7 protein-coding genes are annotated in these 14,231 nt (G+C 33.6%); all 7 read right to left on the bottom strand.

The features are described 5' to 3' along the window. Positions 1–12: 12 nt before the first annotated feature. Positions 13–3,003 (bottom strand): protein translocase subunit SecDF, encoded by a 2,991-nt coding sequence (gene secDF / locus NLJ00_RS12195; RefSeq protein ID WP_256637375.1) that lies wholly within the window; start codon positions 3,001–3,003, stop codon positions 13–15. Positions 3,004–3,230: 227 nt separating this feature from the next. Then, positions 3,231–4,166 carry a malate dehydrogenase gene (gene mdh / locus NLJ00_RS12190; protein ID WP_053470983.1) on the bottom strand — a complete coding sequence of 312 codons (936 nt, stop codon included), beginning with the start codon at positions 4,164–4,166 and terminating at the stop codon, positions 3,231–3,233. Between the two features lie 108 nt (positions 4,167–4,274). After that, positions 4,275–6,215 (bottom strand): DNA topoisomerase (ATP-hydrolyzing) subunit B, encoded by a 1,941-nt coding sequence (gene gyrB, locus NLJ00_RS12185; protein ID WP_256637374.1) that lies wholly within the window; start codon positions 6,213–6,215, stop codon positions 4,275–4,277. A 367-nt stretch (positions 6,216–6,582) separates the two neighbouring features. Beyond that, positions 6,583–9,318: a M16 family metallopeptidase gene (locus NLJ00_RS12180; protein WP_256637373.1), complete on the bottom strand. Its 2,736-nt coding sequence runs from the start codon at positions 9,316–9,318 to the stop codon at positions 6,583–6,585. Positions 9,319–9,534: 216 nt separating this feature from the next. Beyond that, a complete protein-coding gene (asnB, locus tag NLJ00_RS12175; protein WP_256637372.1) occupies positions 9,535–11,151 on the bottom strand; it encodes an asparagine synthase B in 1,617 nt (538 codons plus the stop codon). 313 nt (positions 11,152–11,464) lie between these two features. Next, positions 11,465–13,141, bottom strand: a complete 1,677-nt coding sequence (gene asnB / locus NLJ00_RS12170) for an asparagine synthase B (RefSeq protein WP_053470987.1) — start codon at positions 13,139–13,141, stop codon at positions 11,465–11,467. A gap of 627 nt (positions 13,142–13,768) precedes the next feature. Continuing rightward, positions 13,769–14,218, bottom strand: a complete 450-nt coding sequence (locus NLJ00_RS12165; RefSeq protein WP_256637371.1) for a hypothetical protein — start codon at positions 14,216–14,218, stop codon at positions 13,769–13,771. Between the last annotated feature and the right edge of the window lie 13 nt (positions 14,219–14,231).

Below are 14,231 nucleotides of genomic sequence, written 5' to 3'. Positions count from 1 at the left end.
TAAAGCAATTAATTATGCTTTGTTATGCTTGTCTTCGATTGTGTGTTTATCAGCAGAAGAAATCGAGTCAACCAATACTGGTGTAGCAATAAATAATGATGAATAAGTTCCCACAATAATACCAATTAACATGGCAAAGATAAACCCTCTGATTGATTCTCCACCAAAGATAAACATCGTTAATAATACAATGATCATCATTAATGAAGTATTCAATGTTCTAGATAATGTAGTGTTAATAGAAGCGTTTACGATATCTTCGAAAGTACCTTTACGGTTTCCGATGATAAATTCTCTAATTCTATCAAATACAATTACAGTATCGTTCATAGAGTAACCAATTACGGTAAGAATCGCAGCAATAAAGTGCTGGTCCATTTCCATGTGGAATGGCATGAATTTATAACATAAAGAGTAAATTCCTAATACGAAGATTACGTCATGCGCAACAGCTGCAATCGCACCTAATGAATACTGCCATTTACGGAAAGAGATCATTAAGTATAAGAAAATAACTGCCATTGCTCCAAGAACTGCCCAGTATGAGTTAGTTTTAATATCTTCAGAGATAGAAGCTCCAACTTTAGAAGCTTGTAATACTCCAACTTTTTTACCGTCAAAAGAGTTGATGAATTTATCGTAAGTTGTATTTGGGAAATATTTAATTAATCCTTTATATAACTTTTGGTTTACTTCTTCATCGATAGCAACACCATCTTCTTTAATTTTGTATTTAGTTGTGATTTTCAACTGATCATCATCACCTAAAATTTTAGCTTCAACCGGAGTTCCAAAAGCAGCAGATAATTCATCTGAAACTACTGTTGCATCAATTGGTTTTTCAAATTTAACCTGGAAAGTTCTTCCTCCAACAAAATCAACACCTTCATCTAATCCGTTAACGAAGAAGATAGAAATTAAACTTACAACTACTACAATTGAAGAGAAGATATAAGTGAATTTTTTGATTTTAATAAAGTCAAAGTGGAAATTAGTAAACCAGTTTTTAGTAATGTTTGTAGAGAAAGTTAAATCCCCTTTTCCAGCAATGTTTCTGTCAATGAAAATTCTAGCAATAAAGATAGAAGTAAACAATGAAGTTACGATACCAATAAGTAATGTTAAAGCAAAACCTTTGATTGGTCCTGTTCCAAAGATAAATAAGATCGCTCCAGTTAAAACGTGAGTAACGTTTGCATCAATAATAGAACGCATTGCACCGTGCCATCCGTAAGATGCAGCTACAGCTTCAGATAATGATTTACCTTCACGTAATTCCTCTTTTGCTCTTTCATATATAATAATGTTGGCATCTACCGCAGTACCTAATGTTAATACGATACCTGCAATACCTGGTAATGTTAATACAAAACCAAAACTTGCCATAATTCCGAATAAGAAAAGTAAGTTCAATAATAAAGCAAGGTTTGCATACCATCCAGCTTTACCATAATAGAATACCATCCAAACACAAACTAATAAGAATCCTAATACAGATGAAATTGTTCCTGCATCAATTGCAGCCTGACCTAAAGATGGTCCAACAACAGTAGATTGAATAATGTCTGCAGAAGCTGGTAATTTACCTGCATTTAATACGTTAGCTAAATCTTTAGTTTCAGCAACATCAAAAGAACCTGTAATTTCAGATCTTCCTCCAGCAATAGGACCACTTGTAACACCTGGTGCAGAATATACGATGTTATCTAATACAATAGCGATATAACCTTTTTGAGAGAAAGCTCTTCCTGTTAGTTCTTCCCAAACTTTAGCTCCCTGGCTGTTCATTTGCATAGAAACAGCTGGTTTACCCATTTGGTCAAAAGTATCTTTTGCATCAGTTACAACACCACCACTCATAGCTGGTACGTTATCTCTGTTACCTTTTAAAGCATATAATTCAACTGCTTCAATATCTTTAGCGCTTGCTAAATCTTTTGCTTTAGGATCTTTTACAGTTGTTGGTTTACTCCATACAAATTTTGCATAATGTTGGTCAGCAGCCAATAAAATTCTGATTTCTGGTCTTTTGAAATAAGCATTGATTGTTGCAGTATCTTTTGTAGCGAAGTATCCTAAAACCGGACCGCCGCCTTGAGTAATCATTTTGTCAAATAAAGGATTGTTTCCTTTTTTAGTATCAACTGAATCTTTAGCATCAGTTAATAAAGCATTCAATGAATCTTTAGCAACTGTTTTAGTTTCTACTTTTTTAACTTCAGTTTTCTTTAAAGCTTCGTTAGCAGCAACTAAGAAGTTACCAACTTCTTCAATTTTATAAGTTTCCCAAAACTCTAATTGAGCTTTCCCACCTAATAATTTTTTAATCCTGTCAACATCTTTAGCACCTGGAAGCTCCACTAAGATTCTTCCAGTTTCTCCTAATTTTTGGATGTTTGGTTGTGTTACACCAAATTTGTCGATACGCTCTCTTAATACTTTGTAAGCACTTTCGATAGACTCATCAACTTTTCTTTTGATTACTTTTTGAGCTTGTGCATCTGTCATTTGGAAATCAATTCCACCTTCACCTTGTAAACTTCTGTTTGCAAAGATATCTGGCGAAGCCAATTTTGTATTTCCGTTTGAGTTTGCTTCAAAAGCTTCAAAGAATTTATTTAAATAGGTCTTATTTCCTTCTAAATTTGCAGTTGCATCAGCTAATGATTTATTAAAAACCGGGTTTTTAGAATTGTTTGCTAATCCTTTTAAAACGTCTTTAACAGAGATTTGAAGAATTACGTTGATTCCTCCTTCTAAGTCAAGACCTTTATTTAATTGTTTGTTTTTTACTTCATTATAAGTGAAGTCAGTAAAACCAAGATTAAACACTTTTTCTTTACCAATAGAATCTAAATATTTTAGCTCTTTATCAGGATTATCTCCTGCAAAAGCTTTAGCCTCACTTTTGACATTATTTGCCACAAAAGTGAAAGATAATTGGTAAATACTTACCAATGCAAATAGAATTGCGAAAAATTTAATAAGTCCTTTATTCTGCATTATTACTAAAAATTAATTATGTTTTATGTTTGTTTTTGGTTTTAAATCCCCTAAAAATAAGCCCTGACATGAGTTTTTAAAACTAAAAAATCGAGATCACGAATTACTACATTTTTTTTAAATCGAGCAAATATATAATTAACGAAAACATTAACCAATTTATTTATTAATTAATCTCAAAAAAAAGACTGCAAAAGTGCAGCCTTTTTCTTTTTTTCCTGTTTTTATTATACTAAAATCGATTTTAGAGCATCATTCATGCCACGAACTGCATCTGCACTTTTGGCAAATAAAGCCTTTTCCTGGTCGTTTAAATGAATATCTACAATTTCTTCGATACCGTTTTTACCAATTATACACGGCACTCCTATACAAATATCATTTTGTCCATACTCTCCTTCTACGAAAACAGAGCATGCAATCATTTTCTTTTGATCGTTTAGGATACTATCTACTAAATAAGCCACAGAAGCTCCCGGAGCATACCATGCAGACGTTCCTAAAAGCCCTGTAAGTGTTGCACCACCTACCATTGTATCTGCAGCAACTTTTTGAAGTACTTCTTCTGAAAGGAATTGCGAAACCGGAATTCCGTTATAAGATGCTAAACGTGTTAACGGAATCATAGTAGTATCACCGTGACCTCCAATTACCATCGCCGAAATATCATTAGCAGGTTTATCTAAAGCAAGAGAAAGATACGTTCTAAAACGAGAACTATCTAAAGCTCCTCCCATACCTATAATTCTGTTTTTTGGCAATCCTGTAGCTTTCAAAGCTAAATAAGTCATAGTATCCATTGGGTTTGAAACTACAACTATTATAGTATCAGGAGAATATTTTAGTACATTTTCGGCAACTGTTTTTACAATCCCTGCATTTATACCAATTAATTCTTCCCTTGTCATTCCTGGTTTTCTCGGAATTCCTGATGTAATAACCACTACATCACTTCCGGCAGTTTTAGAATAATCGTTGGTTACACCAGATACTTTAGTATTAAAACCAGTATTTGTGGCGCATTGTGTGATATCCAACGCTTTCCCTTCGGCAAAACCTTCTTTAATATCCAACAACACTACTTCACTGGCAATTCCTCTATAAGAAATAACATCTGCACAAGTAGCTCCAACATTTCCTGCTCCTACAATGGTAACTTTCATATTTTATACTTTATCGGTTATTAATTTGTTTGTTTGTTTTATAAATGACAATTCGTTTAATCGTTTAAGTAAATTTAAACAATTAAACGAATTGAAAGTTAATTTTTATTAGGCATCGATATTTGCGTAAACTGCATTTTTCTCGATAAATTCTCTACGTGGCGGAACTTCGTCTCCCATTAACATAGAGAACACTCTATCTGCCTCTGCAAGACTATCAATCGTAACCTGACGTAATGTTCTGAAGTTTGGATCCATTGTGGTTTCCCATAATTGCTCCGCGTTCATCTCTCCAAGACCTTTATAACGCTGGATAGCTGCACTTCCTCCCATTCTGTCATTTGCCTGATCACGCTGAACATCGTTCCATGCGTATTCTTTTTTGTTTCCTTTTTTAACTAAGTATAAAGGTGGTGCTGCGATATAAACGTGACCTTCTTCAATTAGTTCTTTCATGAAACGGAAGAAGAACGTTAATATTAAGGTAGAAATGTGACTACCATCGACATCGGCATCACACATGATGATTACTTTATGATATCTTAATTTTTCAAGATTTAATGCTTTGCTGTCTTCTGCAGTTCCTACAGTAACTCCTAAAGCCGTAAATATGTTTCTAATTTCTTCGTTTTCAAATACTTTATGGTGCATCGCTTTCTCGACATTCAAAATCTTACCACGTAATGGTAAAATCGCCTGAAAGTTACGGTCACGCCCTTGTTTTGCTGTTCCACCAGCCGAATCTCCCTCGACAAGGTAAACCTCACATCTTGCAGGATCCTGCTCAGAACAATCTGAAAGTTTTCCTGGCAATCCACCGCCGCCCATAACGGTTTTACGCTGCACCATTTCACGTGCTTTTTTCGCTGCGTGACGTGCCTGAGCTGCTAAAATTACTTTTTGAATAATGATTCGGGCGTCATTTGGGTTTTCTTCCAAATAATTCTCTAACATTTCTCCAACTGCCTGAGATACCGGAGAAACTACTTCTCTGTTTCCAAGCTTTGTTTTTGTTTGTCCTTCGAATTGAGGTTCAGCAACTTTTACCGAAATAATAGCTGTTAATCCTTCACGGAAGTCATCTCCCGCAATTTCGAATTTCAATTTATCTAACATTCCAGATGCATCTGCATATTTTTTAAGGGTTCTTGTTAAACCACTTCTAAAACCTTGTAAATGCGTTCCCCCTTCGTGTGTATTAATATTATTTACATAAGAGAAAATATTCTCTGTGTAACTTGTATTATAAATTAAGGCAACCTCAACCGGGATTTCACCTTTTTCGTGATCCATGCTGATTACGTGAGAGATAATTGGCTCACGGTTTCCATCTAAATAACGAATGTATTCTTTAAGACCTTCATCAGAATGAAAAACTTCGCTTTTGAATTCGCCTTTTTCATCTACTTCTCTTTTATCCGTAAAAGTAATTGTGATTCCTTTGTTTAAGAAAGAAAGCTCACGCATACGTGCTGATAAGGTATCATAAGAGAACTCTGTAGTTTGTGTAAAGATTGTATTATCAGGATAAAAAGTCTGACGTGTACCTCTTTTTTCTGTTTCTCCGATTTGTTTTACCGGATATAATGATTTTCCTCTTTCATATTCCTGCTCGTAGATTTTTCCATCTCTAAAAACAGTCGATTTCATATGAACCGAAAGTGCGTTTACTACAGAAACCCCAACACCGTGAAGTCCTCCGGAAACTTTATAAGAATCTTTATCAAATTTACCTCCGGCACCAATTTTAGTCATTACAACCTCAAGTGCAGAAACTCCTTCTTTTTTATGTAAATCAACTGGAATACCACGTCCGTTATCCTCAACTGTAATAGAACCATCTTCATTAATTGCAACACCAATAGTATCACAATGTCCGCCCATCGCCTCATCAATAGAGTTATCAACAACTTCATAAACCAAATGATGCAGTCCTCGAACTCCTACATCTCCAATATACATGGATGGACGCATTCTTACGTGCTCCATTCCTTCTAATGCCTGAATACTATCTGCTGAATAATTGTTCTTCTTGATCTCTTCGCTCATATAATTTATTCTAAAAAATGTATTTACTGTCTAACACGCAAATATATAAAAACGCAAGGTATATACCCATAAAATTCCGACTTAAAGCACTTAAGTTATTAACACAATTGTCTTAAAAACCAAAAAATAAATCTAAAAGGCAAGTTTAAATTCCAATTTTCATAAATTCGAAATTCTAAAAATAGGAATAACATAAAAAATATCAATTTCTAAAAGTAAATAAATTCCAATTTTCTTAAATTCCAAATTCCAAACTTTACCAGCTGCATAAAAAAAACCGAAATACAAATGCATTTCGGTTTTAATGATTTAAAATTCCTTATTTAAAATTGGAATTTGGATTTTTTTTATTGGAATTTCACCTCAATTATTGTTTTTTATTAAAATCACCAGCGTAAACTGAAGTCATTTTATCTAAAGTCAGGTATTTTTTCAAAACTTTATTTACTTCATCCACTTTTAAAGCTTTTACTTTAGTTTCAAGCTGATCATAATCATCAAGAGCTATTCCGTATTGTAAATAAGTATTTACTAGCTCCATTAAGGTATTGTCTACCCCTAATCTTGTTTTTCTTTCATTTTGCCAGCTTACTAAATTTGATTTTAATTCTTCGGCTGTAAATCCATCTTTTAATGCTTTTGCAATTTCCTCTTTTGCAGCTGTTTCAACAGCATTCTTTTTAGTAGGGTTTAAAAAAGCATAATAAGTCCAGGCTGCTGCATCATTGGTAATTGGCACATCAATAAAAGAGCCCGCACCGTAACTAATACCTTCTTTTTCTCTTAACCTCATCGGAATTCTGGCGCTTAAAAAACCACCGCTTCCTAAAATTTCATTTGCCATAACAAATGCCGGATAATCTGGATTTTTTCTATCCATTTTAAAACTGATTCTGCCTAGCGCCACAGCATTTTCTTTATCTGGCGTAATAATATCTTTATCTAATTTTTGTGTTTCAAAATAAGCCGGCTGAGCAAGTTCGTATTTTGATTTAGAATTCCATTTTCCAAATGTATTTTCTAAAATCTCTCCTGTAGTTTTTGCATCTAAATCTCCTACTACACTTCCTATTCCATTATTTCCACCTAAAAAATTGGTATAGAAATCAACAATTTCAGCTTGTTTAATTTTTTTAAACGCATCAATTTGTTCCTGAATTGTTGGTGTATAAAAAATACTTCCTTTTGGATATTTAGTAGTTATTCTCGAAATTTCTGTAAAAGCAACAGCCTGCGGATCATTTAAACTAGACTCTAAATAGGTGTTATATTCGCTGATTGTTTTAGTTAATTCATTTTCGGGGAAAGTCGAATTCGCTAATAAATCTGCTAAAATTCCCATTACCTCTTTAAAGTGCTCTTTATAAGTATTAACGCTAACCGATAATGTTTGTCTAGAAAAATTAAAATTAATTGATGATTTCAATTGATCTAATTTATCCTGAATTTGCTCTTTTGTCTGCGTTTTAGTTCCTGTTTTTAGTAATTGAGCCAAGATTCCGGCAATATCACTTTTACCTGTTAAATCTTTTTCATTGCTAACCGGAAACTTAAAACTTGCCTGAACTTTTCCGCCTTTAATCTCTTTTTTGATTAATCCATATTTGATACCATTTGTCAATTTTCCTTCAACAAAATTCTGTTTTAGATTTTTAATTGATGCCTCAAAAGGCGCCGCTTCTTTCTCTAAAGCTTTTCCTTTATAATCTTTAGTAAGTGCTAACAATTGTTCATCAGTATATTCATTTGGCTTAACCCTTACCTCATCTTTAGAAGGAATAAATACGCCGACTGTTCTATTATTTGGTCTAAAATATTTCTCAGCAACTCTTTGAATATCTTCTTTTGTTAATTTCTCAACAGCATCTCTGTATAAATAACCAAGTCTGTAATCGCCTGCACCAATAATTTCGGTTAGGTTAATGGCATACGAAATCGTATTGTTTTTTACTGATTCTATTTGCTTGATAATTTTTGCCTTTGCTCTGCTTACATCCTGATCTGTGTATTTTGTAGTAGTTATTTTATCGAGCTCGCTTCTTACAATATCTTTTGTTGCATATACATCTTTATCATTAGGAACTGCAACTCCAAAATAGATAAAACTTGCGTCTCTTACCGATGGCTGCCAAAAATAAATATTGGATGCTTTTTGTGTTTCAACTAATGTTTTATACAAATAACCCGATGGATCCGCTGTTAAGATTTCTCCTAAAGCATCAATTGCGGCATAATCTTTATCTGCATAAGATACCGTATGATATAAAGCGCCAACATTTTTGCTGTCACCCGCTCTTTTAAGCTCTACATATTTTTCACCATCCTGAGCAGGCTCTATTGTGTAAGTTTTATCTAAAACTCTTTTTGGTCTCGGGATTGCTCCAAAATACTGCCCAACATATTGCAATGCTTTTTGTTCATCAAATTTACCTGCAATGATCAAGGTTGAATTATCTGGCTGATAATATTTTTCATAAAAAACGCGAAGTGTATTTGCTTTTACCCTTTCAATATCTTCTTTACTACCAATGGTGCTGTTTCCGTAATTATGCCACACATAAGCCGAAGAAAGAATTCTCTCTTGTAAAACGCCGTCAGGATTATTTTCTCCAATTTCAAACTCATTTCTAACTACAGAAAATTCTTTATCCAAATCAGTTTGTAAAATGGTAGAGTTAATCATTCTGTCAGCCTCCATTTCGATACTCCATTTCAGGTTTTCATCGCTTGACGGAAATATTTCATAATAGTTGGTTCTGTCCAACCAAGTGGTTCCATTGGCGTTTCCGCCTTTGTCTGAGAGCATCTTTTTAATATCTCCTAAATTCTTAGTGCTTTTAAAAAGCATATGCTCTAATAAATGCGCCATTCCTTTTTCGCCATAACCTTCATTTCTGGAACCAACATTGTAAACAATATTGACTACCATATTACTTTGAGAAGCATCTGGAATTAAAAGAACTTTTAATCCATTATTTAAAGAATATTCTTTGACACCTTCGACATTTGTGATATACTTGGGTGCCTCTGTTTTTTGTGCATAAACTGAGCCCAATGAAACTAATGAGCAGCATAAAATTCCACTTAGTAATAAGTTCTTCATAAATTGTGTTTAAGGGTTATTTAATTGTTCGTGGTAATCAAATATAGTATTTTTCTGAAATACGTTTTATTCTTATTAACTTACTTTTAGCAATTTACGGGAAACCACAAAAAAAAAGCCGAAACTACATCATGAATGCATTTCGGCTTTATATTTTAGTTCCAAATTGAAATTCAGAATTTGGAATTTGGATTTTTTTTATTGAAATTTTCTATATTAAACAGCAACTCCAGATTTTACACTTTCAAAATTTCCTTGTAAGTGGGCTGCATTTGCTCTTCCGCTTGGATCAAGATTTTCCTGCCATTTCGGAATCCATTTACGAACAGTTTGCGCCGCACTAACCTGCGGATAATATTTATGAAAAATAGATCTGTAATAATAGGCTTCTTTTGTTGTTGGCGTATTATACGGAAACTCTGCACTTGCACCCGCCAATTGTTCGTCTGTAACTTGTGTAGCACAATATTCAATTAATTCATCAACCCAGTTATATCCAACTCCGTCTGAAAACTGTTCTTTTTGTCTCCATAAAACTTCTTTTGGTAAATAAGGATCATTTGGAGTATCAAAAGCTTTTCTTAAAATGTATTTTTCAATTCCTTCATACGTTTTAGGCTGTTTTTCCTCGGTTTTAATTCGAATAGTAACGTCTAAAAAATCTGTATCTAAAAACGGAATTCTGGCTTCGATTCCGTTTGCCATTGTTGTTTTATCAACACGCAGTAAATCGGCCGTAAATAACTTCTGAACTCTTTCTATAGTTTCATCCTGAAATTCTTCTGTAGAAGGCGCATTTCTAAAATACAAATGCCCGCCGAAAATTTCATCGGCACCTTCACCAGAAAGAATCACTTTTACTCCTTTATCAATTATCGCTTTTGATAACAAATACATTGGAACTCCTGAACGAACCGAAATAATATCGTACGTTTCAATATGCGAAATCACTTTTTCTAAAATCGCAACACCTTCTTCAACTGTAAAATGTATTTCATGATGATCTGTTCCTAAAAATTCAGCAGCTTTTCTTGCCGAAACATTATCCGGAGCATCAGCATCTAATCCGATAGAAAAAGACGGAAGTTTTTTACCATTTTCTTTTAATAATCTAGATGCGATTGATGAAATTAAAGAGGTATCTAAACCTCCAGATAATACAACTCCAACAGGAACTTCGCTCATTAATCGTTTGCGGGTTGCTTCGATTAATGATTCACGAATTAAATCTAAATCAAGTGGCTGAGTAGCATTTTTATGATCTTCGTATTCTGGGTGATAATATTTTACAAAACCGCTTTTTGCTGTATAATAATGTCCCGGAGGAAAAGTCGAAAATGATTTACATTGATCTGCAATTGATTTCATTTCTGAAGAAAAATAAATCCTTCCTCTTTCATCTAAACCATAATACAAAGGTTTAACTCCAATTGGGTCTCTTCCTGCAATATATTTATCTCCGTCGATTATTACGAAAGCAAAATCTCCGTCTAGTTTATTACAAAAATCATATCCAAATTCTTCGTACAAATGCACAATTACTTCTGAGTCAGAATTTGTTCTAAAAGTATGATCTTTTAAAACGGTATTTTTTAATTCCTGATAATTATAAATTTCCCCGTCGTGAACCATCCAGGCTTTGTCTGTTCCCTGAATAGGCTGTTTCCCCGATTTTAAATCGATAATAGAAAGACTTTCATGACAAAGAATACTGCCATTTTCCATAATGTGCAAATCGCTTTCATCAGGACCGCGATGCGACATTCTTTCAGAAAGTGCTTTTACAAGCTGCGGGTCTTTTCCTTTACCAATAACGGCCAATAATCCAGACATACTATTCTATTTTTTTATTTTTATTCTTCTGTTTCAGACTTAAAATAAGCCGAACATTAAAAAATCATTAAAATTTCCTGTTGAAAGCAAAACTAAATATTATTTTTTGCTTTCTTACATTTTCAGTATTAAAATCTTAGGTATTTAACTTTTTTGGGGAATGCCAAATATAAAAAAAGTAAGTTAAATAATTGCCGAAATATTTTTATAAAGAACTGAAATATAGAATTTAACAATTTTAGACAAGAAAGACGTTCTTAAAGTAAGAACGTCTTTCTGCAATATATATACTAATTCTAATAATTAAACGTGTTTATGCTTTAACATAGGCATCGTCGTGAACGCTTGCCACAGCTCTACCTGAAGGATCGTTCATGTTTTTGAATGCTTCATCCCACTCTAAAGCGATTTTTGTACTACAAGCTACACTTGCTTCCTGAGGAACGCATAATGCTGCTGCATCGCTTGGGAAATGTTCTGTAAAGATGGAACGATAGTAATATTCTTCTTTTGAAGTTGGTGTTTGTAACGGGAATTTAAATCTCGCGTTTGCCAATTGTTCGTCAGAAACTTCTCTGGCTACCACTTCCTTCAAAGTATCAATCCAGCTGTATCCTACTCCATCAGAAAATTGTTCTTTTTGTCTCCATGCAACACTTTCAGGAAGCATATCTTCAAAAGCCTTACGAACAACCCATTTTTCCATTGGGTGTTCTTTGTTGATCATTTTATCTTGTGGGTTGATACGCATTGCAACATCCATAAATTCTTTATCTAAGAATGGCACACGACCTTCAATTCCCCAAGCAGCTAAACTTTTGTTAGCACGTAAACAGTCATACATATGAAGTTTACTTAATTTACGAACGTTTTCTTCGTGGAATTCTCTTGCGTTTGGCGCTTTGTGGAAATATAAATATCCTCCAAATAACTCATCTGCACCTTCACCTGAAAGCACCATTTTGATTCCCATTGATTTGATAACTCTTGCCATTAACCACATTGGAGTTGAAGCTCTTACTGTAGTTACATCATAAGTTTCTAAGTTGTAAATTACATCACGAACAGCATCTAAACCTTCCTGAATAGTGAATTTAATTTCATGGTGAATAGTTCCAATATGATCTGCTACTTTTCTTGCTGCTGCTAAATCTGGAGATCCTTCTAAACCAACAGAGAAAGAGTGTAATTGCGGATACCAGGCATCTGTAGTATCATCTGATTCAATACGTTTTTGCGCAAATTTTTTGGCTACAGCCGAAGTAATAGACGAATCTAAACCTCCTGAAAGTAAAACTCCATAAGGAACATCACTCATTAATTGTCTGTGAACTGCAGCTTCAAGCGCTTTTTTGATTTCAGGAATACTTGTTTCGTTGTCTTTAACCGCATCATAATCAACCCAGTCTCTTTTGTACCATTGTACAAATTCACCGTCTTTGCTTGATAAATAATGTCCCGGAGGAAATAATTCGATTTTTGTACAATATCCTTCTAATGCTTTTAACTCAGAAGCTACATAGAAAGTTCCGTGTTGATCCCAACCAATGTATAATGGAATAATTCCCATATGGTCACGAGCTACAAAATATTCATCTTTATCAACGTCATAAATTGCAAAACCAAAGATTCCGTTTAATTCATCAACAAAACTTACTCCTTTTTCTCTGTATAATGCTAAGATAACTTCGCAGTCACTTTCTGTTTGAAAGTTATATTTTCCTTCGAATTGTTTACGTAAATCTCTGTGATTGTAAATTTCACCATTTGCAGCCAAAACCAATTTTTTATCTTCTGTAAATAAAGGTTGTTTTCCTGAAGCTGGATCTACAATTGCCAAACGCTCATGAGAAAGAATTGCTTTATCATTACTGTAAATTCCGCTCCAGTCTGGTCCACGGTGACGAATGATTTTAGACATTTCTAATACTTGAGGTCTTAACGCTTCGGCTTTTTGCTTTAGATCAAAGGCACATACAATTCCACACATAATTTTATATTTTTAACTTTTAAATTTTATTTTGATAAGGCAAAGATGCGGTATTGGTTATAATTGAAAAACATAAATATTAATTTTAATTACAATTTAAAACCATAATTTAGTTTTTACATATAAAATGTAAAATTTTAGCATCAAAAAATACCCGAAACTTATAAATTTCAATTTTGAAGGTAAAATACGAGTAAAACGGAAGGTTTTGAAGAATTCTTTGAATTAAATTTTGAGATATTTCAGAATCGTTAAAGATATTTCAAAGCATGAACAAATTCTCGAATAGAAATATGATTTTTCACAATATTGTCATTTCGAGGAACGAGAAATCTTCGTAAGAAGCTCTACAAAGATTGACAACGTTATTATTCATATGTAGTCCCTACGGGACAATCTCAACTTATAGTTATTTTTTTCTACCGATATTTAATCTCTACGAGATATGCTCCTTTAGGAGCTAAATATCGGTAGGAAACAGAATAATTAAATGTTAAAAATTGTCCCGTAGGGACTAAACCTAAATGTCTAAATCTCAAAAACATATCTCGTAGAGATTAAATATCAGTAGAAAAAAATACACGCAAGATAAAATTGTCCCGTAGGGACTACACCCAAACGAATAAATCACAAAACACTTTCAATCGTATAATGCGTCTTATTTATTTCAAACTGAAAACCAGCCTTATTCCCCATTAAATGATTTCCTAAAGGCGATTGCGGAGAAAGCGCAATAACATTAATTCCGTCAATTGCGATTTTAGGAAGCGCCACGCTTACATATAAATAGATCCCGTTTGCTTTTACCAAACTGCCTGAAATAATGTTTTCTGTATTTTTAGAAGAATCAATTTTATCTAAAACTGCTTTTTGAGCAATAGATTCTTTAAGTTTATTGGTTAGTTTTTCCTGTTCGATATGCATCATCGACAAAGCTGTTTCGTGCTTATCGCCCGCCGAACCTTTGGCATCGTTTTTAGAATCTTCTGTCAATCCCGAAATCATGTCTTTAAAAACATCTATTCGGTCTTGGACCATTTGTAAATAATGAGAATGTATTTTTTGTTTGAAAGTCATTTTTTTAAAGGTA

The organism is Flavobacterium panici (genome assembly GCF_024499525.1).
GTDB classification, from domain to species: Bacteria; Bacteroidota; Bacteroidia; order Flavobacteriales; family Flavobacteriaceae; genus Flavobacterium; species Flavobacterium panici.
This window is presented reverse-complemented; position numbering and strand designations above follow the sequence as displayed.